The 20,996-nt window shown below is 51.6% G+C and carries 19 protein-coding genes and 2 pseudogenes; 9 read left to right on the top strand and 12 right to left on the bottom strand.

Features of this window, described 5'->3' with window-relative positions; translation table 11 throughout:
* The first annotated feature begins 44 nt into the window (after window positions 1-44).
* The 3 genes from DO97_RS04885 to cofG all read left to right on the top strand — a co-directional run bounded on the left by DO97_RS04885 (window position 45) and on the right by cofG (window position 3,151).
* On the top strand, window positions 45-1,034 hold the full coding sequence (locus tag DO97_RS04885; RefSeq protein ID WP_036531448.1) for a ComEA family DNA-binding protein: 990 nt from the start codon (window positions 45-47) through the stop codon (window positions 1,032-1,034).
* Between the two features lie 28 nt (window positions 1,035-1,062).
* Window positions 1,063-2,004 carry an FTR1 family iron permease gene (locus tag DO97_RS04880; protein WP_036531447.1) on the top strand — a complete coding sequence of 314 codons (942 nt, stop codon included), beginning with the start codon at window positions 1,063-1,065 and terminating at the stop codon, window positions 2,002-2,004.
* A 94-nt stretch (window positions 2,005-2,098) separates the two neighbouring features.
* Window positions 2,099-3,151: a 7,8-didemethyl-8-hydroxy-5-deazariboflavin synthase subunit CofG gene (cofG, locus tag DO97_RS04875; protein WP_081980625.1), complete on the top strand. Its 1,053-nt coding sequence runs from the start codon at window positions 2,099-2,101 to the stop codon at window positions 3,149-3,151.
* On the opposite strand, the pseudogene DO97_RS04870 reads toward cofG, so the two are convergent.
* The 10 genes and pseudogenes from DO97_RS04870 to DO97_RS04825 all read right to left on the bottom strand — a co-directional run bounded on the left by DO97_RS04870 (window position 3,039) and on the right by DO97_RS04825 (window position 13,060).
* Window positions 3,039-4,045: pseudogene (locus DO97_RS04870) on the bottom strand (NAD(P)H-dependent glycerol-3-phosphate dehydrogenase). The gene cofG and the pseudogene DO97_RS04870 sit on opposite strands and share 113 nt — an antisense overlap.
* Before the next feature lie 21 nt (window positions 4,046-4,066).
* Window positions 4,067-4,936 (bottom strand): lipoyl synthase, encoded by an 870-nt coding sequence (gene lipA, locus DO97_RS04865; protein ID WP_036531445.1) that lies wholly within the window; start codon window positions 4,934-4,936, stop codon window positions 4,067-4,069.
* A 121-nt stretch (window positions 4,937-5,057) separates the two neighbouring features.
* Entirely contained in the window at window positions 5,058-5,420 is a 363-nt protein-coding gene (locus DO97_RS04860; protein ID WP_036531444.1) for a hypothetical protein, read from the bottom strand.
* A 430-nt stretch (window positions 5,421-5,850) separates the two neighbouring features.
* Complete coding sequence (locus DO97_RS04855) at window positions 5,851-7,650, bottom strand: V-type ATP synthase subunit I (protein WP_036531443.1); 1,800 nt, start codon at window positions 7,648-7,650, stop codon at window positions 5,851-5,853.
* A 2-nt stretch (window positions 7,651-7,652) separates the two neighbouring features.
* Complete coding sequence (locus tag DO97_RS04850; RefSeq protein WP_052128399.1) at window positions 7,653-8,312, bottom strand: V-type ATP synthase subunit D; 660 nt, start codon at window positions 8,310-8,312, stop codon at window positions 7,653-7,655.
* Window positions 8,313-8,365: 53 nt separating this feature from the next.
* Window positions 8,366-9,760, bottom strand: coding sequence for a V-type ATP synthase subunit B (locus DO97_RS04845; protein ID WP_036531442.1), 1,395 nt, complete (start codon window positions 9,758-9,760; stop codon window positions 8,366-8,368).
* Between the two features lie 84 nt (window positions 9,761-9,844).
* Window positions 9,845-11,692 (bottom strand): V-type ATP synthase subunit A, encoded by a 1,848-nt coding sequence (locus DO97_RS04840; protein ID WP_036531441.1) that lies wholly within the window; start codon window positions 11,690-11,692, stop codon window positions 9,845-9,847.
* Between the two features lie 53 nt (window positions 11,693-11,745).
* The gene (locus tag DO97_RS20660; RefSeq protein ID WP_052128398.1) at window positions 11,746-12,393 is read right to left on the bottom strand and encodes a DUF2764 family protein; all 648 of its coding nucleotides are present in this window, start codon (window positions 12,391-12,393) and stop codon (window positions 11,746-11,748) included.
* Window positions 12,394-12,642 carry a hypothetical protein gene (locus DO97_RS04830; protein WP_036531439.1) on the bottom strand — a complete coding sequence of 83 codons (249 nt, stop codon included), beginning with the start codon at window positions 12,640-12,642 and terminating at the stop codon, window positions 12,394-12,396. It lies immediately after the preceding gene.
* 1 nt (window position 12,643) lies between these two features.
* On the bottom strand, window positions 12,644-13,060 hold the full coding sequence (locus DO97_RS04825) for a hypothetical protein (RefSeq protein ID WP_036531437.1): 417 nt from the start codon (window positions 13,058-13,060) through the stop codon (window positions 12,644-12,646).
* A 529-nt stretch (window positions 13,061-13,589) separates the two neighbouring features.
* Between DO97_RS04825 and DO97_RS04820 the strand changes: the two genes are divergently transcribed.
* The 4 genes and pseudogenes from DO97_RS04820 to DO97_RS22915 all read left to right on the top strand — a co-directional run bounded on the left by DO97_RS04820 (window position 13,590) and on the right by DO97_RS22915 (window position 18,074).
* The gene (locus DO97_RS04820; protein ID WP_036531436.1) at window positions 13,590-14,045 is read left to right on the top strand and encodes an ATP synthase subunit C; all 456 of its coding nucleotides are present in this window, start codon (window positions 13,590-13,592) and stop codon (window positions 14,043-14,045) included.
* 153 nt (window positions 14,046-14,198) lie between these two features.
* On the top strand, window positions 14,199-15,149 hold the full coding sequence (locus tag DO97_RS23715) for a UPF0182 family protein (protein WP_052128397.1): 951 nt from the start codon (window positions 14,199-14,201) through the stop codon (window positions 15,147-15,149).
* Window positions 15,150-15,201: 52 nt separating this feature from the next.
* The gene (locus DO97_RS23710; RefSeq protein WP_052128396.1) at window positions 15,202-16,887 is read left to right on the top strand and encodes a UPF0182 family protein; all 1,686 of its coding nucleotides are present in this window, start codon (window positions 15,202-15,204) and stop codon (window positions 16,885-16,887) included.
* 234 nt (window positions 16,888-17,121) lie between these two features.
* A pseudogene (locus DO97_RS22915) lies at window positions 17,122-18,074 on the top strand (IS630 family transposase).
* Between the two features lie 28 nt (window positions 18,075-18,102).
* Here the strand turns inward: DO97_RS22915 and DO97_RS04800 are convergent.
* Together DO97_RS04800 and DO97_RS04795 are read right to left on the bottom strand one after the other, a co-directional pair.
* Entirely contained in the window at window positions 18,103-18,465 is a 363-nt protein-coding gene (locus DO97_RS04800; protein ID WP_036531431.1) for a rhodanese-like domain-containing protein, read from the bottom strand.
* Between the two features lie 124 nt (window positions 18,466-18,589).
* Window positions 18,590-18,799, bottom strand: a complete 210-nt coding sequence (locus DO97_RS04795) for an NblA/ycf18 family protein (protein ID WP_036531430.1) — start codon at window positions 18,797-18,799, stop codon at window positions 18,590-18,592.
* Between the two features lie 363 nt (window positions 18,800-19,162).
* Between DO97_RS04795 and DO97_RS04790 the strand changes: the two genes are divergently transcribed.
* The gene (locus tag DO97_RS04790) at window positions 19,163-20,356 is read left to right on the top strand and encodes a Coenzyme F420 hydrogenase/dehydrogenase, beta subunit C-terminal domain (protein WP_036531516.1); all 1,194 of its coding nucleotides are present in this window, start codon (window positions 19,163-19,165) and stop codon (window positions 20,354-20,356) included.
* A 125-nt stretch (window positions 20,357-20,481) separates the two neighbouring features.
* Entirely contained in the window at window positions 20,482-20,880 is a 399-nt protein-coding gene (locus tag DO97_RS04785) for a hypothetical protein (protein ID WP_036531428.1), read from the top strand.
* Window positions 20,881-20,996: the final 116 nt, after the last annotated feature.

Here is a 20,996-nt window from a genome sequence, read left to right as displayed (position 1 = left end):
TTCCCCATCCCCTCGCCCATGATCACTCGTTTTTTTATGCTCTGATGATTGCAACCACCAGCTTGGTTGCCCTGGCTTCCTGCAGTTCGGCACCCCCCACTGCCGAGCGTCCATCTACTCCCGTTGCTAGCTCCACAACAATGCCGATGGCAGGCCATTCGAGTCACGGCCAACTGATTAATCTCAACACGGCAATTCTTTCAGCCTTGGACAAGCTAGAGGCAAAGCTTGGCATTCCCGCCCTCTCTAACCGCATTCAGGCGAGCCGTCCCTATGCCAGTATCGATGAACTGGTTTCCAAGCACGTCTTGACTCAAGCCCAATTTGACCAGATCAAAGATATGGTGACGGTCGAAGATATTGAACTCACGGGGGAAGCCAAAGATATTGACTATTTTGTCAAGCTGGGACTGATGAAGGGGCACCTGTTGGTGGCCAAAGAATTGTTGGATCTGGGCAAACCTCAGCAAGCTGAACCCCATATTGGCCACCCGGTGGAAGAAATCTATGTCGATGTGGAAGAACAACTCCAGGAGCGGGGGGTACCTGAGTTCAAAACTACATTGGTGCATTTACAGGACTTGGTGAAGTCTAAGCCCAATGATCCCCAGGTTGCGGTTCAGTATCAGGCTGCGATGAAGGCCGTTGACCAGGCGATCGCAGCCCTACCGATAGCACAACGCCAATCCCCAGTCTTGGTGCTGCAAGTGATCAATGGCTTATTAGATACCGCCAGTTCTGAATATACAGCTGCCATCTCTAACCATAAAATTACTGAGGCGATTGAATACCAAGATTCCCGAGGGTTTGTCACCTATGCCCAGATGTTGCTGACAGAAATTGCAGCCCCCCTGCAAAAAGCTAGCCCCCAAACCCAGGCCAAACTCCAAGCCCAGTTGACCGCCCTGGCAAAGACATGGCCAGCACCGCTGCCTCCGGCAACCCCAGTGCAGACACCCGAGGCTGTGACCAGTCAAATTAAGGCCCTTGAGCAAGTCAGCCAGACGGTCACAGCTGCTAAACCTGCGTCCTAACTCACCCTACTATTCATCCTCCCCCGCAATGAACTGGAGTGCCGCCCTACCTACCTTCGTCATTACCCTCCGAGAAGGGGTGGAAGCTGCCCTTGTCGTAGGCATTGTCCTTGCTTACCTGAAGCGAGTCGGTCGCAGTCAACTCCATCTCTGGGTTTGGGCGGGGGTGGGAGTAGGCATTGCCACCAGTGCCATGGTGGGGGTGGGCCTGAGTCAACTGGTGCAAGGCTTGGGTAGCGCCAGTCAACAATATGGCCCCGTGGTGGAGCCGTTGTTGGAGGGACTGTTCAGTGTCCTGGCGATCGCCCTGTTGACCTGGATGCTCGTTTGGATGACCCAACAGAGTCGCTTTCTTAAAAGTCAGGTGGAGGGCGCGGTTGGCAAATCCCTGCAACGGCAGACCCGGCAGTGGGGGATTTTTATCCTGATCTGGGTGGCGGTGCTGCGAGAAGGGTTTGAAGCTGTTTTGTTTATTACCGCCAAGCTCCAGGAAGGAGTGGTTCCGGCCCTAGGGGCGATCGCAGGGGTATCAGCGGCGGCAGTTATTGGCATTGCGCTCTTTAGGCTAGGTATTCGGATTGATATCCGGCAGTTTTTCTATGGCATGGGAATTCTGCTGCTACTGATTGTGGCTGGTCTCGTCGTCACAGCCCTAGGACTCTTTGACACCGCCCTTTCCACCCTGGCTCACCTGGATCGCAAGTCAGAAGCCCTGTGCTTTTTCTACGAACGGTTTTCTAAACAGCCCGCCTGCATTCTCGGTCCGATGGTCTGGAATACCAGCAAAATCCTGCCAGCGGATCGATTTCCAGGAATTCTTTTCAGCGCCTTCTTTGGTTACACCGATACCCTGTATGTTGTGCAGTTCATTGCCTACCTTGGCTTTCTCCTGGCAGCGGGGAGTCTCTATTTCCGGAGTCTGGGCAAAAGACCGGAGAGTGGCAGGCTGGTGCATCCCCGCGTGGAATAAAGGCTTCCGTCTAGATCAGCAATTGTGACTTTACCCGAGCAGCGTCAACACTCCCCACATCCCCAAGGTTGGAGGTAACAAGTTGGTTGAGAAGATGGTTACCTACAGCCCTGCCTACACCCTCGTCCCCACCTACGAATGCTTCAATCGGTGTACCTACTGTAACTTTCGCACCGATCCGGGGCAGAGTCCCTGGGTAACCCGAGCGCAGGCACAGCAAACCCTGGAAAGCTTACACCATCAAGGTGTGATTGAAATTCTGATCCTGAGTGGGGAAGTTCATCCCCAAAGTCCCCGCCGCCCTGCTTGGTTCCAGCATCTATATCAGCTCTGTGAACTCGCACTCTCCCTGGGGTTTCTCCCCCATACCAACGCTGGCCCCCTGCGTTACGACGAAATGGCTCGGATGCGAACGGTGAATGTCTCCATGGGGTTGATGCTGGAACAACTTACCCCCCACCTCCTGGCAACCGTGCATCGCCATGCCCCGAGTAAGCAACCAGAGCGACGGCTGCAACAACTCCACTGGGCAGGAGAACTCAAAATTCCCTTTACCACCGGGCTTCTTTTGGGGATTGGGGAAACTGACGATGATCGCCTAGAAACACTGACGGCGATCGCAGACATCCATCAACGCTGGGGGCATATCCAGGAAGTGATTCTGCAACCCCACAGTCCCGGACAACAACAATCCTGGCCGGGAGAGGCTTTTGGGGCAGAAAACCTCTTGGATCTGATTGCCATCGCCCGCGAGATCTTACCCGCAGACATTACCATCCAAGTCCCCCCCAATCTTGTAGAAGAGCCTACTCAGCTCCTAGCCTGTCTGGCCGCAGGTGCCAGAGATTTAGGCGGCATCAGCCCCCACGATGAAGTTAATCCCGACTATCCCCACCCACAACCAAAGTTACTCGGCGATCGTCTGGGGCAACAGGGATGGCACCTCACCCCCCGCTTACCAATTTACCCACAGTATGATGCTTGGCTGCCGCTGCCCTTGCAGAAACGGGTCAATGACCAGCGCCAAGCCCTGATCAGCTCCCATATTCTGGCTTTACATCCCGCAGCATCAGGGCAGCAACCGCCGCTTGGGGAGAAATTTCCCCCGCCAATAGCCGCACCACCTGATAAGAAATTGGCACAGTAATGTTGGGCTCAGAGGTCAACTGCATCAACACCCGACTGGTATTAATGCCCTCTGCGGTTCCTTGAAGATGGCTTAAAATTTGGGCCAGATCCTGACCCTGGGCGAGCTGGTACCCAATTTGATAATTACGACTCAAGGGGCTATTACAAGTTGCTAGCAAATCTCCTAAACCGGATAAGCCCTGGAAGGTAGCGGCCTGTGCTCCCCAATAGGTGCCAACTCGAATCATTTCCGCCAACCCCCGTGTCACCAAGGCGGCCTTGGCATTGGTTCCCAATTGCAGCCCATCACAAGTGCCCGCCGCGATCGCAATCACATTTTTCAGGGTGCCACCCAGTTCTACTCCCAAGGGATCTGGGTTGGTGTAAACCCGAAAACTGGTGGAAGTAAACGCGCTCTGCACCGTGGTTGCCGCTGCCATGTTGGTACTGGCGACCACGGTGGCAGCGGGGAGACCCTGCTGAATTTCCTTGGCTAAATTTGGGCCAGAGAGAACAACAACGCCCTGGTGGGGGAATGCTGCCTGCCAGAGTTGGGATGGGGTAACGAGGGCATGGGCATTGAAAGCAGGTGTCGGGAGATCCGCAATATCTAAGCCCTTGGTCGCCGTTACCAGGATCGTTTGGAGAGAGATCGTCCGTGACTGGAGTTCCTGAATCAGCGATCCGCACCCCCCCCCATGGCCACGGCTGAAACCACCAGATCGGCGCTGTCGAGGACACTGTCTAAGCTTTCAGGACTCCGACGCGACCATACCCTGACACAGTGACCATTTTGAGTTGCCAACCCCGCGAGGGTTGAACCCCAGGCACCGCCACCCAGCACTGTAATCGTCAAAGATCCGCCCGTCGAAGATTGGGCCTGTGGTTTCACCGGAGTCAACTCATCGGACATGGCAAAGTTTCGTCCCATCCCTTAGCGAGGATAGTTGACCATCAACTCCCGCACCTGCTCTGCATGGTAAGAACTCCGGGTCAGGGGGGAGGCCACTACCTGCAAAAAACCCAGGGACTCGCCCCATTGTTGCCAAGTTGCAAACTGTTCTGGGGGAATAAAATCCGTCACCGGGAGATGCTTAGCACTGGGTTGCAGGTACTGCCCAATGGTGAGAACATCACAGTTGACCCCGCGTAAATCCTGCATCACCGCTCGGACTTCAGCGTTGGTTTCCCCCAGACCGACCATAATCCCAGACTTAGCGTAAACAGCGGGAGCCAATTGCCGTGTCTGACGCAGTAGTTCCAGCGATCGCCCATAGTCTCCCTGGGGTCGTACCCGCCGATAGAGCCGGGGAACCGTTTCGGTATTGTGGTTTAAGACATCGGGTCGCGCCTGAAGAATGGTTGCTAGGGATTGCCAATTCCCACATAAATCTGGAATCAAGACCTCAATGGTGGTTTGGGGTGAGGTCGCCCGCACAGATTCAATACAACGGACAAACTGGGAAGCACCTCCGTCCGGCAGATCATCCCGATTCACAGCCGTGATGACCACATGATTCAACTTCAGCCGCTGCACCGCTGCTGCCAAACGCTGGGGTTCAGTGGCATCTGGCGGTTGAGGCTTTTTCTCAAAGTCAATATCACAGTAAGGACAGGCACGGGTACAAGCAGGTCCCATAATCAAAAAGGTTGCAGTTCCCAGGTTGAAGCATTCTCCAATATTGGGGCAAGAAGCCTCTTCACAAACAGTGTTTAGAGCCAAATCTCGGAGAATCTCTTTGACGCTCCCCACCCGCTCCCACTGAGGGGCTTTCACCCGTAACCATGCTGGCTTAACCGTCACGTTTCAGTCCTGGTATGTGAATGACCTCTGAATTATTGTACAAGCTTGCCCCTGCTTCCCCTTGAGACTGTCTTTCTAGGGGGCAGTTCTTGGAGATGCCTGATGCTGATGCTCCCTTCCCTCATCCCTGAAACACTTGGGGATAGGCTTGCCAAACTTGGGTCACAAACTGCATCAACTGCTGGTGAGTGCTGGCAGGCAAAATCGGACAAGACTTGTTTTGATACAGAACACAGAGGAGGGGTAAAACTTCTGTATCCAACGCCGATCGCATCAGTGCCGTCGGCCAGATCAGGTCAGCATCTTGGCGTAGATCATACATCTGAGCTTGACTCCCAGGCGCAGAGGGAATCGCTAGTAGCAAGGGTCGAACCCAACACATCGGTCGGGATTCTAGAGGCTGGACAACCTCTGCATACAGACAAACCCTAGCGTGCTCTAGGCAAACAATCTGGCGTGGTTGAAAATCAGACTCAAAATCCATCGGCGCGTCCTTGCAACCGTCGGGGGTGCTGTTGCCATTCTAGCGAAAGGACTTATAGGGTAAGTTGGAGAACCTGCTTGTCTGCCAGAATCGGCGGTTGAGCATCTGAGAAGTTTCTAAGCTACCTGAGGATCGCTATCTATGCGGAGCCCAGATGGTCGCTTGGGGCAGCAGCATCTTTGATAGTTGCATGATCGGGTGAAGCAGGATAGCTTACTCTCCGCCATCCGTAAAGATGATAAAGTCACTGCGAACCCAACCTGTAGCCTGGGACTGCAAATAGCGAATGTTACACCAGTTGAAATCGCTCCCCGAAGTGTCTTGATCTGATCCACAGCGGAGTCCTTCAACTTTGTCCCCTGGAAGCCCATAGTGAGGTGAACTGGAACGGATCGCGATCCACTCCCCCGATCCCTAGGATCAACTCTGATCAACGCACATTGCCGAATAGATATTTCTTCAATGGTTTGAAAGGATGACCTTCTGCTTCCGGATCCTGACTCCATCGATAAAATTCAATGAAATTTAAACGCAACCCGTGAATGGTGCCAGCCATCAGGCAGAGGACAAAGTTCATGGTATGACCGAGCAACAAAATCAAAAACGCTATCAGCATGCCAATTTCCCCGGTTTTCGCCATATCTCCTGCCAATTGGTTAAAGGTAACCGCCAGATAGGTACTCGATAGCCCAAGGGCAAATAAGCGGAGGTAACTCAGAACATCCCCAAAGATTTTAGAGATGTCGGTTAAGCCATGTAAACCTCCCAACAGCCAGTGCAGAATACCTTTGGGGGTAAGGGGCCCCGGATGGGTAAAGCAAAAGACGCTGACCAGACCCACTCCTAAGGCCCAGGAACCCACCATTGCCAATTGGGCTTCTGGTAACAGGAATCGAAATAACCAGGCACCGTATCCCCCCACAACCACCAGAATCCAGCCTAAGTGGACACCCACCGCAGGTCTTCCCCACTTTTGATAGACACTGATGGCATTGGCAATGCTGACATGGAGCGCCCCGATACCAATGGAAAAAGCCATGAGTTCGCTGAGTTTATCCAGGTCTGGCTTGAAAATGGCAATGTGATCGAGCCAACTGCCTTTCGCGGCCTCAATGCCAAAATACTCTCCAGCTAAGAGGCCATAGATGGTAGAACTGGCGGCTAGCGCAACCATCAACAGCCACAACTGCCGTTGACCCGATTGCAGCAAGCGGGGTCGCAGAAACAGGGCGATCGCCGTTAGCACCAGTCCATACCCCGCATCCGCCAGAATTAAGCCAAAGAATAGGACAAAACTGACGAAAACCATCGCCGATGGATCCCAGCCCCCGTAGGCGGGCATGCCATAAATCTGAATCAGGCTCTCCCCGGCAGCAAACCCGGAACGATTCTCCAAGTAAGTCGGAGGGGAGTCATCCGGGGAGGGAGTAGTGGTCTCTATGGCAAACCCTAGCTTTTCCCCTAGGGCCATGACTTCCGATAACCGATGGACGGGGCACCATCCTTGCAGGGCAAACAGTCCCGCTTCGTCATAGGTGTGGTGGGTGGCCTCTAGCAACTCGGTGGCATTGAGGGCATCCGTTAGGTAGTCCCGCAGGGCATTGGCAAAGCGAGTGGCACCAATGCGGCGCGTCTCCAGATTCTCCAGACTATCGTCCACATCTTCTAGCCGTTCCTGCAGTTGACCCAAGGAGCGATCTGGAAGCTGTAACGCCGGGAAGGGCAGGCTGGGAAGTTCCGGATGAATTACAACCACGTAGCGGTAGCGTGAGTCCTGCCTGACGACTTTGTAGGCATACTCAGTTTTGGCCAATTGTCGAAACTGGCGGAGGTTAAGTTGGTAAAAGAAAAATTGTAGTCCACCCAAGGCTTCTGGGTTCGGCAGGTGAAACTTTCCCCACACTTTGAGCTGACTAATTTGACCCACAAGGCGATCGCGCTCGTCCATGAGGGCTTCGCTGTCTGCCTTCAGCTTCAGGATGCGCTCGACCTGCTGCTGTGGATTGAAGTGTCCGAGATGGCGGGCGGGGCGCTGACTCTGGGGGCAGTCTTCTAGATATCGCACGGCTAACCGGGTATCTTTGAACGGATCAGGCAGCGGAGGATGGGTGTTCTCGGGGGTCAGATCAATCAGGTGCATGACCCCCAAAGACTGGAGTTCAGCGAGTACCTGAATTTTCTGATCCTCGGTACCGAGGATTGTGACCCGCTTTAAGGCTCCGATCGCCATGGCTAACCCTCTTCTGCAATAAACATCGGCTCTGTTGGATTCGACAGAGCGGCCTGATTGGCCACAAAGGCTTTTTCTAGTTTTGCTTTGGCCAACTTAGACCGTGCCACCGCCGTCCGTTCCGCATCAGACAGGAACAAGCGAATGGTTCGCATATTTTCTTTGGCATCTGGGATCAGAACTTTTTCAAACAGGTTAATTCGCTGGGTGACTTTCCGCAGTGCCTGGTCGATCAGGTGAACCCTTTCTTCGAGGACGCTAACTTCGAGCCGCATCCGCGCCACCTGTTGCAAGGCTTCCACCAGGGCATCCACCCAGGCTGGGGAACCCAGGCGGGTGTAAGGTCGCAGGTGAAAATGAATTTCCCCTAAGGCCGGAACTCTCAATCCTGCTAGGTTTTCCTGATGACGTTCCCACCCCACGAGGGTCACCAATCCAGACAGTTCCAGGGGGGTACTGCTCAACAACGCCACCCAATTCTGCAATTGCTGATGTTGCACTGCTAGTTTTTGCTGCGCCTTCCCCAGCTGCTGCCTTGCCCGATTGACTTCAAGCAGCAGCTGCGTCTTTTTCAGTTCTAAGGAAGGTAAAAACTTCTCGTAGATATCAATCTGATCTTTTTGAGCTTTCAGCGCCCCTTTGTTAAATGCAATCTTAGCCATTGTGTTTAGAGAGTTTGGGAAGGGGATGCAGCAGGTCGCCGAACGACATCGGCTTAAACAACCGTGGCCACCGGGGTTGACTCAACCCAGTCTGGATCAGCGGTATCCCTGATCTGTGAGACGACATCTTCCTCCTGGACAGGCAACGGATGGGGAAAATACTTGTTGATCAAATCTTCCTTCATCAGCAATTCATCTGGTTCAAAGCACTCTGCCATCGTCTTCCAACCCAGCTCTAAAGCTGCTTCTAAGGCAATGTTGACGTTAAAGTCCATGAACCGCTCTTTAAACAACTGCCCAAAGCGCAGCAGTTTTTGGTCGGCTTCACTTAACTCAAAGGCTAGGGATTGCTTCTTCTGGGCTTCCTTGGCCCCCGCATAGAGACGGATCATCGTATTGGCCACCGCCCCGTGATCTTCCCGGGTTTTTTTGCCGATCACCAATTGCTTCAGCCGCGACAGGGAGCCAAAGGGATCAATGATGCGATCGTGGAGATAAAACTGTCCTTCGGTGATGAAGCCCGTATTGTCAGGCACGGGGTGGGTGACATCATCTCCCGGCATGGTAGTCACCGTCAGAATTGTCACAGAACCCGCCCCTTTAAAGTCACAGGCGCGTTCGTAGCGAAACGCCAAGGTCGAGTATAGATCCCCCATATAGCCCCGGTTAGAGGGGATTTGATCCATGGCGATGCCAATTTCCTTGAGGCCATCTGCGTAGGCGGTCATATCAGTCATCAGCACCAGCACCCGCTTGCTATCTTCGACGGCAAAGCGTTCTGCCACCGCCAAGGCAATATCCGGGGTGAGAATCCGTTCGACCACCGCATCGGCGGCCAAGTTGACAAACATGACGGTGCGGGAGAACACCCCTTGGCTTTGAAAGGTGTTCGAAAAGTAATAGTAATCGTCAAAGGTCAAGCCCATACCCGCAAACACGATGATATCGGCATCGGCTTGAATGCCAATTCTCGCCAGAAGCTCGTTAAAGGGTTCCCCCGCCACGGTGAAGATGGGAATTTTCTGACTCTCCACCAGACAGTTAAAGACATCAATCATGGGAATGTTGGTGCGGATCAACCGACTAGCCAAGAGCCGCATCCAGGGATTGATCGAGGGACCGGCAATCTCGACCTGTTGATCCATGGATAAATCAGGTCCCCCATCGATCGGTTGCCCAGCTCCGTTAAACACCCGCCCCAAAATGTTGTCACTGAAAATCACCTGCATCGGGTGTCCCAGAAAGCGGACGGTGGCTCCCGTTGAGATTCCCTGACCGCCACTAAAAACTTGGAGGGAAACCAAATCTCCCTGTAATCGAATCACTTGAGCAGAGGAAACGGTTCCACTAGGGTTGCGGAGGAGGGCAAGTTCACCGTAGCGGATGCCCTTGGCTTTGATTTTAACGATGTCTCCGTTGATCTCTAGAATGCCCTTATGTTCAATCATTATGCCCTTACTCGGATTGAAGAAATTTAATGATCTATCAAAGCTGTGGGTGCAGGCAGTACTCGATGGCCATACATCCTAACCTTACTTGACAGCCTGAAGATTTAAGTAAGCCGACCCGGAGATCGCTTGGCTCAGGAGCCGTTCAATATCCTGGTGATATCGTTGATAGTCCACAGAGTCTAAGACAGAATAATTGAGGTTTTTGAACAAGCTGGTCAGCTTGACGAAGAAGTTATAAACCTCGGGTTTGCTGTCCAGCTTCAGCTCTGACTCAATGACTTTAAAGACTAAGGCAAAGCTGCGTACCTGACGAGCTTGCGGCGTAGAAGCGTCAGTCTCGTCAAAGGCATCTTGTTGTAGGTAAACCGTATCGAGAAACAGGGCTTTCTGGTAGAGAATGTAGTCTGTAAGCGGGATGCCTTCTTCCCCTGTGACTTGCATCATTTGATTGATGCTATCTCCAGTTCGCAGCAAGGCGAGACACTGCTTGACTTGACTGACCCAGTTAGGAGACAAATGGGCCTGGAAGTAGTCTGCCAGTTGATCTAAATAGCGAGACCAGGAGATCAGTGGCTCGATCGCCGGATAGGCACGCCGATAGGCACGGTTATAGGTCAGTCCCAAAAATACCTTGACGGTGGAGATCGTCGATTGGGTGACGGGTTCCTCAAAGTTGCCCCCTGCGGGAGAGACATTACCAATAATGCTCAAACTCCCGACGGAATTGTCTCGGGTTCGCAGCACACCAGCCCGTTCATACATCCCCTTAATGCGGGAATCCAGGTAGGCCGGAAAGGCTTCTTCCCCTGGTATTTCTTCTAACCGCCCCGAAATTTCCCGTAACGCCTGAGCCCATCGACTGGTGGAATCAGCCAACAGTAATACCTGTAACCCCATTTGGCGATAGTATTCCCCCAGGGTGATGCCGGTATAAATGGAGGCTTCTCTGGCGGCTACGGGCATACTGGAGGTGTTGCAAATAATCACGGTTCGCTCCATCAGGGGCCGTCCGGTTTGGGGATCGAGCAAGGTGGGAAACTCTGTCAAGGTTTCAACCACTTCCCCCGCGCGCTCTCCACAGGCCACAATAATGACGACATCCACCTCCGAATGCTTGGCAATCAGCTGTTGCAACACCGTTTTGCCTGCCCCAAAAGGCCCAGGGACACAGGCGGTTCCACCTTTGGCGAGGGGAAAGAAGGTGTCAATAATCCGAATTGTAGTCACCAGTGGTTCACTGGGATAGAGGCGTTCGACTAGCCGTTGATCTTGCATCCACTTGGTAAGGGGGCGTTTAACGGCCCACTGCTGCATCATCGATAGGTGGATCGAATGTCCCTGGTCATCGTGCAAATGGACGACGGGTTCTTCGATGCGAAAGCTGCCAGCTTGGGTAAAGGTCACCGTTAATGGCACGGACTGTTCAAACGGCACCATGATCTTGTGAGGTATCGGTCCCTCCATGACAACGCCCAATACATCCCCCGCTTGCACCCGATCTCCCACCTTAACGGAGGGATTAAAGGTCCAGCGGCGATGGCGGTCTAGCGGATCTAAGTAGACCCCTCGAGGCAGAAAGAATCCGTGGGTCTGGGCCAGATCAGCCAAGGGGTTTTGTAACCCATCAAACACACGACCTAACAAGCCAGGTCCCAATTCCACTGAGAGCAAACTGCCGGTGCAGCGGATGCGATCGCCGACGCGCACACCCTTGACATCCTCAAAGACCTGCATATCTGCCCGGTTGCCCTGAATGCGGATCACTTCTGCTTTGAGTTGCTGGTCACCGACCTGTAAGTATGCGACTTCGTTTTTGATCAGATAACCCTGCTCTAGCTCTAGCGTGACGACGTTGGCATTCACACCAACCACCCGCGAGTGAGCTTCACTACTGCCAGCAGTTTTAACGGGACTGACTTCACTAACCATCTCAGTGATTTCCAAACATTGCGTTGTTACAATCTATCGTGATTCGAGAGTGCCTAAGTTACCTGCAGCACTTCGTTGACTAGCTGATCAAAGCGTTCTTGCCCTGCAACTGCATCCACTTGGCTCCAACGACGGAGAATATCCCACTTGCCTAGGTAAGCAGCTACCGCCTCAAAGGTAAAGGGTTCCATTTGCACCAGATCCACAAAACACTGCCACCGTACCTGATCAACGCGGCGTTCTAGCTCTAGCACCTGTCCCTGTTCCAGGTGTTCTCGCACCTCTGGCAGCCACTGAAATCGTCCCGCCAAACTAAAATCGGGGTGTTGCCAGTTCCGCCGGATGTGGGCCGCAACTTCACCCGATGGCAAAATCGGCTCTTTGTTTGCCAGCCGTTGCCGAAGTGCCGAGACCACGACCAGGATATTGACATCGCTTTCCAGTAGGTTCTGGAGTTGAGGATGGATCAGCTGGCGTCTGACTTCCTCAATCAGCTGCACAACTTGGGAATCGCTATAACTCGTGATCGAGTAAAGTTGCTCGTGAAAGTTAATCATTGCCCCTAGCTGTTCTTGGTCTTCGAGGGACAATCCCCGGAGCCGAGACCTCAACACACTGCCACTAATGGGTAGCCGATTTAAATTAAAATCGTTGCTCAGAAACGGGAGGCTGGAGATCAAGCCGTAGTAGTGGAAGCTCATTCAGACGTAACCCTCTAACACAGCTCGGAAGCGAGGGAGCAAATACTGTTTCAGCAAGGTTGCCACCGCCTCATCGGTGAGATCGACGGTTACCTGCTCACCCTCAACGTGTACCTTAAATCCATGAAATATCTCATGACTGGGAACAAAATGGATGCCTTTCCCTAGGCCTTCCTGACTCAGGGATAAAATAAAGCTGGAGAGAGCAGCCTCGGTTGCAGATTCAGATCCAGGATTGGAGGAGAGCACCTCAAGGGGCTGATCGGGGGGGTATGGTTTGCAGCTGTCGCCCACAGATCTCCAGCAGCAGTTTCTGTAAAAACTCCTCTCGGTTAAACTCAGCACTGACTTGCCGACCTAAAACTTCCTGAAACAGCCCAGAAATTTGATTTTTCAGCGAAATCAAGACATCACGGGATGCTAAACGTAGCGCCTCCTGCCCCACAGTTTTGTTACGAATTGCTTCTTCACGGGCTTGTTTGCGAATCAACTCCGCTTCTTGTTGCGCTTCTGCTAATATTTTTCGAGATTTAGCATGAGCTTCTTCGACTAACTGGTTGGCCTGCTTTTGTCCGGCTGCTAGTCCTTGATCTTTGAGGCGATCGATCAAAGCCTGCACCCCTTGTTCTTTGGGTGGTTCTGGGGGGATGTCGCTGCGGTAGCTCATAGGGCTTCCTTTCTAGTCGGTTCTGAGGTAACTGGAGAAAACTTCACTCCATCAAGTTATACCAACTCTTTCGATGGTTGTGTTAGATCAAGTACCGACGACTTTCGCCTGCTCTTAACTGATCGCACCTCGGGGCAACTTTCCTGCAACGACAGTGTGACTTTCCTATGACATTTAAAAGGAACCCATAGGAGAAGAGTTGACTTAGTATCTAAATTTTCAAAATTGTGGTATAAGACCTAAGAATATATTTGAGAGATTCGGTGTTTTTCTCCTACAACAGCCGAAGCTTAACTTTTGTAGTAAACTCTCTCATGGTGACGAATCTAACTGCTGCTCCAATGCACGGTAGGGAACCTTGACTCTGATTTTCATCAGTGGGTTTAACCTTAAAGACAGGCGATCGTTTACTTTATAAGTAAATTCGTTTAATGATTTACTGATGTCAGAAATTGCCCACACTTTACTCATACATAGCGTTACATCAGTCTCACAAATAACCCTCTATATCTTCAACACGAGGCGGTGAATGGATCGAATTTTAATTGGCTTGGCTTACTTGGGATTATTTTCCACCGTTTCTTTAAGTGCGATCGGTAGCATTATTGGCTGCGCTAAAAGTGGCGTTGCTGCCATCGGAGCGATGCAGGAAACAGAAGCAGGGCACGGCAAATTTTTAGGGGTCGCAGCCCTGCCTTCGACCCACGCGATTCTCGGCATTGTTTTAATGTTTATTTTGCAGCAAAAAACGTCAGCTGAAACTGGAGCCGGGGTTTTTGCCATCGGTTTGTTTGCAGGGGTGGCGTTGCTGATGTGTGGTTCCTACCAGGGCAATTGCTGTGCCATGGCAATCAACGCCTCCAAGAGCAAGCCAGAAATTTTTGGTAAGTCTCTGGCACCTGCTGGCATTGTGGAAGGGTTTGCCGTATTTGTTTTCGTTATGGCGTTAGTTTTGAGTCAAAGTTTGATCATGGGATCAAAGTAGCCCTAGGTTCCTGAGTTATCCCAGATAGGTTCATCCTCGTCCCTGTGGTGTTGGTGCTCCAGCCGAGGAGTTCTCCAACGACCCGCTGCAGCAGCGGTGGATCGATCGAACGTCTGGGTATGATGGATTCATTTCCCGTTTTTTTCAACTTGAATGTCTTTAAAGTCCTCTCGATGGGTTCGGCTGGCGATCGCACTGCCCCTAGTCTTGTTGGCAGGAGATTTACTCCTAGATTGGGCGGTTTTGTTATGGATTGATAGCACCTGGTTTACTGAACTCGGATATTTCCAAGCTTGGCGGATTGGGTGGTTAGCACCCTGGATCGTTTGGCTGGTAGTTTGGGTGCTGCTGCTGCCGGTGATCGGTATTCCTATTCACCTGGCCTGGGTCGGAGAAAAGCAGGGTTGGCGACGGGGAATCGTCCTCCTCTTCAGTGCCGGCATGGCAGGGTTGGCTGCAACTCAATGGTTTACGATCCTGACCTGGCTGAACCAGGTACCCGTGGGTACCACTGAGCCGGTTTTTGGCCATGACATTGGCTTCTACCTCTTTAGCTTGCCGATGTGGCAGTTCCTCCAGGGGTGGTCTCTGGGTCTTGGGGTGCTGATTTTTGGGTTGGTGGGAGTGATTTACTATCGCCGATCTACCTTGTTAGCAATGCTGCCTGCCATTCCTGTCCTCATGGCGGCTCAACGCCACCTGTTATTCTTGGGGGGCGGTTTGTTTCTGCTCTTGGCATGGGGGCATTGGTTGAGCCGTTACAGTTTGCTTTACTCAACCCGTGGCTCTTTTGCCGGTGCCAACTATACCGATATTCAGTTTCAACTTCCCGCCAATACCTTTCTGGTCGGGGTCTGTATCGTCAGTGCGATCGCCTGCGGTTGGCTATCGATGCGCAAACCTAACTTAGTGGTGGTCAAAACTGCCACTGGCGACTCCTTACAGTGGGATTGGCGTCGTCTCTCTCCCCTCTTGGTGCTGTTAGCAGGGTATGGATTGAGTTCCTTTCTAGTGGGTGGGGTACTGCCGGCAGCCGTCCAGAAGCTCATTGTTTTACCAAATGAGTTAGAACGCGACCGTCCTTACATCGAAAAAAACTATTGAATTCACCCGCCAAGGCTTCAATTTAGGCCAGGTAGACATTCAGTCCTTCACCGTGGGTAATACCCTGAAGGCGGATGCCTTACAAAAGTATGCGGCGACGTTGAGGAATATTCGCCTTTGGGATAGTGAACCATTGCTCCAGGCCTATCGCCAATTGCAGGAAATTCGCCCTTACTACCAGTTCCCGTCGGTTGATATTGATCGGTATACCATTGACGGGACCCTCAGGCAGGTGATGCATTCAGCACGGGAGTTGGATTTCTCCTTAGTGCCGGAACGGGCTCAAACCTGGGTGAATCGACACTTCTTTTATACGCACGGCTACGGCATTACCCTGAGTCCAGTCAACGTGGTGACGCGGGTGGGTCTGCCGGATTTCTTTATTAAAGATATCCCACCTCGGGCGGTGAATGCCGCAGTCCAGAAAGCAATCCCAATCCAAAATTCAGCAATTTATTATGGGGAATTAACAGATACGGATGTCTATGTTAATACCAAGGCATTGGAGCTAGATTACCCACAGGCCGAAGAAAATATTTATGGCAGCTACCAAGGGACTGGGGGAATGCCCGTTGGCCAGTTTTGGCAACGGTTGCTCTATGCCTGGTACTTTCGAGACTCTCGCATCTTACTTAGCGATGAGTTTACACCCGCTAGTAAGCTCCTGTTGCGGCGGCAAATTGTCACGCGGGTGAAGACTATTGCTCCATTTTTAAAGTATGATCGCGACCCCTACATGGTGGCAACGGAGGGGAATCTCTACTGGGTGCTGGATGCCTACACCACCAGCGATCGCTACCCTTACTCCGAACCCGCTCCCCCTCCCAACAGTTTCAATTACATTCGCAACTCCGTCAAAGTTGTTGTAGATGCCTATCATGGCAGCGTTGATTTCTACATCGCTGACCCCAAAGATGCCATCGTCCAGACCTACCACCGTCTGTACCCGACGCTCTTCAAACCGCTCGAGAAGATGCCGATCTCCTTGCGACAGCACCTGCGGTATCCCATTGATCTCTTCCAGGTGCAGACCCAGCAATATGCAACCTACCACATGACTGATCCCCAGGTGTTCTATAACAAAGAAGACCCCTGGCAGATTCCTCAAGAGGCTCGACCCCATCGGAATGCTCTGTCGCCTAGTCAGGATTCCTCCCTCAATCAAGACTCATCTCTATGGCTTTCCAAGGCAGCTCAAACTGGAGGGTTGCAATCCATGGAGCCCTATTACTTAATTCTCGAACTTTCAACCTTAAGAAACGCTGCCCACCCCGGAACGTCAACTACAACCACTCAACCGGCAGAGTTTGTGCTGCTGACACCCTTCACCCCAGCCAACAAACAAAATTTAATTGCCTGGATGGCAGCACGGTGTGATGGTGAAGAGTATGGGAAGCTTTTGGTGTATGAATTCTCTCGACAGAGCTTAGTATTCGGTCCACAACAGGTAGAGGCACGAATTAATCAAAATCCCCTGATTGCTCAGCAACTCTCACTGTGGAATCAACAAGGTTCTCGTGTTAACCGTGGCAGTATGCTGATCATTCCCGTTGGAGACTCGCTGTTATACGTGCAGCCACTTTATTTGGAGGCCGAAGACAGTCGCTTGCCTGAGCTAACCCGGGTCATTTTGGCCTACGAAGACCGAGTTGTTATGCAACCAACATTTGAAGACGCTTTCAGGGATTTGTTTGCTGAAGAGCCTCAAAAAGATCCGCCCATGCAGGAGGTTAAATAACCCATATTGAGCGATATAGCGTTCTCACTGCTATGCAGTAGATTCTGGCGGAAGAACCCAGGATTCAGAATCACAAAACCCTTCTATATTCTGAATCCTGGCTCCTGAATTCTAATCCAGGAGCTGCACCCCACTCATTGGGGAATTTCTATATAGCCATTCCCACTCCAGTGGGATACAATCATAGAGAGAAGGTAGGAGATAAAATATTTAGAACCGATACACCTCCTTGCCATGAAAGCCTATTCGGTCGATCTACGCCAGAAAATTATCGACACCTACAACAGCGAGAGCATCTCTCAACGAAAGCTAGCGAAGCGCTTTCGAGTCGCCTTAAGCTTCATCTACAAACTGCTCAAGCAATATCGACAGAGTGGGGACATTGCCCCTAAAGTTCGCACGCTCCAAACCCCCACTAAACTTAATGAACCTCAACTCCAAGTTTTAAAACAGCTTGTAGAAGCCAATAATGATGCCACCCTAGAGGAGCTTCGCGATCAACTGGAGCAAGCAACTGGGGTCAGGATAGGACGCTCAACCACCGCTCGGATGCTCCAGAGGCTTCAAATTACCCTAAAAAAACGCTTCACCCCAGTGAAAAAGAAAGTGAGGCCGTGCAGCTAGAGCGGTTTGACTATTGGCAGATCATTCGAGCTTTTGATCCCAAGAACCTGATTTTTATTGATGAATCGGGAGTCAACCTCTGCCTGAACCGCTTACTTGCCCGTGCCCTTAAAGGGCAAAGAGCCAGAGGAAATCGTCCTTCCAACCGAGGCAAAAATGTCTCGGTGATTGGGGCTTTATCCCTTAAAGGTGTGATTGCCCAAGTGAGCCTGTTAGGGTCTACTGATGGACTCACCTTTGAAGCGTTCATTGCTCAGCGATTAGTGCCGCAGTTATGGCCGGGAGCCTGTGTCTTGATGGATAATTGCTCGATTCATAGGGGAGCTGAGATCAGAGCTTTAATTGAACAAGCGGGAGCTACTTTGATTTATTTACCCCGCTATTCTCCTGATTTTTCCCCCATTGAAAATGCCTGGACTAAAATCAAGCAGATTTTACGATCGATCAAGGCTCGTAATTATCCTGACCTCGCCTTGGCTCTTGAATCGGCTTTCAACCAAATCTCTCTTGAGAACATTCGTAACTGGTTCTCTCATTGTTGCTGCTGTATCTCATTAGAGTAGGAATGGCTATAAGACAAATAATTGTCTTTTAAACTCCTTCAACTGGATATCTGGCTTTCTTCCAGGCAGGTAATCCACCTATCAGTTCGGCAACGTGTTCATAACCTGCCTTGCGAAGATGAGATGCGGCTTTGGCAGTTTGTTCATCTGTCTCGCCGTAAACATAAATGTCACGAATCAGCTCAAGGCTAGCAAGCGCCCGCTCAACAAGTTCGTCCATGGGCATTGCAATGGCTCCCATGATGCGGGTTGCGTTGTAGGCATTTCTATCCCTGACATCAACAATGGTCAGAGCTGGCTCCCCCCAATCAAGTCGATCTTTGAGCGCACTCACCCGTGACTTATCCTGGATGAGTTCAGGAATGGGAATGAACCGGAAGAATTTGAACATGTTTCTCTACCTGTATTGCTAATTGAGTCGGAGCATGAATGAATTTCTGAATATTGGAGACTTCAAGCTGTCTTCCCCATTTCACCTCTCCTGCAAACCCCAGAGGTGCAGAACGCCCTGACCATCAAACTACTAAATCAGGACGAGCGTCATCCAGATTCAATTTCCACTCTTGTTTCAGCAGCTCTCGATACATCGCTTCCCGCATCATCATCAGCTGGTTCTGTTCAATTAAGAACTCTTGAGCTTGTTCACGGGACATTTGCTTGACTAGATCAGCAAAACTTCTGAGCCTAAATTCTTGTTCTAAGGTGAGTTCCATGATCTGATCCATAGTGACCTCTGATGCCCCCATTTGAGCGAAATCTTTCCGATTGATGCTGTCAGGACTAACCCAGAGCCTAATGTAATGATCCTTGGAAACCGGGTTCCAGGACTAGGTCTGTCGCTTTGTTGCTTTATGTAAATTATTGTAGCAAATTATTTACATTTTGTTGACACTTTTATTTCGTTGTGGATATGGCTGGCTTGGGTCGAGGGTCAGAGATCCAGCGAAGGCGACGCAGTTAAGGGCACAATCTGCAGCGCGACAAAATTCAAGCGGGTTCTTCGCAGCATCTCTTAATAATCTATGAAGGGGTGAAACGCTTGCGGTATCTTGATCAAACAGTGGCCTTTTCATTAACCCGTGTTGAATATGACTGCGGTGCAACCTCACCTGAAAGCTAGGGCTTTAAAATCATCCAGTCGCCGTCCTGCCAAAGAACTCTGTAGCGAGTGTGGACTGTGTGACACCTATTACATCCACTACGTCAAAACAGCCTGTGCCTTTCTCAACCAGCAAGTTGCAGAGCTAGAGGCCCAAGCCCACGGTCGCAGCCGCAACTTGGAGCACCCTGATGACTGGTACTTCGGAGTCCATCAACAGATGGTGGCCGCCCGGAAAACTGACCCGATTCCAGGGGCGCAGTGGACAGGAATTGTCAGCAGCATTGCCATTCAGATGCTGAATCGAGGGCAAGTCGAAGGGGTCGTTTGTGTCCAAAATACCGACACCGATCGCTTTCAACCCCAGCCTATCCTGGCGAGAACCCCGGAAGAAATCTTGGCAGCACGGGTAAACAAGCCCACCCTCTCTCCCAACCTGTCGGTGCTGGAACAGATTGAGCAATCGGGGATGAAGCGGTTACTCGTCATCGGGGTTGGCTGTCAGATTCAAGCCCTGCGAGCAGTGGAACAGCAGCTGGGTCTAGAAAAGCTCTATGTATTGGGGACACCCTGCGTCGACAACGTTACCCGTGCTGGATTGCAGAAATTCCTGGAAACCACCAGCCGTTCGCCGGAGACAGTGGTGCACTACGAGTTTATGCAGGACTTCCGCGTCCACTTTAAACACGAAGATGGTTCCGTCGAAACCGTCCCCTTCTTTGGGTTGAAAACCAATCAACTCAAGGATGTGTTTGCTCCGTCTTGTATGACCTGCTTTGACTATGTAAATTCCCTGGCGGATTTGGTGGTGGGTTATATGGGCGCTCCCTTTGGCTGGCAATGGATTGTTGTTCGCAATCAACGGGGGCAGGAGATGTTAGATCTGGTTCAAGATCAGTTAGAGACGCAGCCAGTGGTGTCTCAGGGCGATCGCCGTCAGGCTGTCCAGCAAAGTATTCCTGCCTATGACCAAGGGGTTACCTTACCGATGTGGGCAGCGCGGTTGATGGGGGTGGTGATTGAAAAAATTGGCCCCAAAGGATTGGAATATGCTCGGTTTTCGATTGATTCTCACTTCACCCGTAACTATCTGTATGTTAAACGCCACTATCCAGAAAAATTGGCAGCCCATGTGCCTGACTATGCCCAGCGGATTGTGTCCCAGTACAAACTGCCTGAGTAGTCATGATTCTGTGATTGTTTGCCGATCCCGAAGGGGAGTAAACACCCTGTCACCGCAGTAAACTGGAGATCAACTAGCAATATCAACCCTGGCTCCACAGGGGGAGTTCTCATCCGGCAATTCTGATGGACGCTCATACCTTCAACAGCGACGTTACCTCTTGTCCCTTCTGTCGGCGAGTCAGTACGGCTCACCCCAATCAAGTTCTGAGCGGACTCCTTGTGTGTCCTTCCTGTCAGCAGCATCTGGTGGTGAGCTGGAGTGGACACTATGTGCGTGATCCCTTTACCTTCAGACGCTTAGCACCGGAACGGATGTTACGCCGACAGAGTCAGCCCTTTGTGCGCCTGTTAAGGGATTTTGGCTTCACCCGGAACACCTCCCTCCTCACTTTTGCAAGTGGCACCTTGTTTTTAGGTCTTGTGGCGGCTGTTTGTGGGGGCTGGGTGACCTTCCGAAACCCATTGCCCTCCTTGGGATCTCCGCAACCCGAACCCAGTTCTCTGGTACATCCTGCCCTATAGCGACCCCAAGTCAGACCTGGTCTCCCCACAATAAAACCCCCAGAGGAGTGAGCTGGAGGCAGGATGGTGTGAGGAGTCAACTCACCAAATGCGTCTAGCTTGACAGGTGGTTGTTG

The organism is Neosynechococcus sphagnicola sy1 (assembly GCF_000775285.1).
In the GTDB taxonomy this organism is placed as follows: domain Bacteria; phylum Cyanobacteriota; class Cyanobacteriia; order Neosynechococcales; family Neosynechococcaceae; genus Neosynechococcus; species Neosynechococcus sphagnicola.
This window is presented reverse-complemented; position numbering and strand designations above follow the sequence as displayed.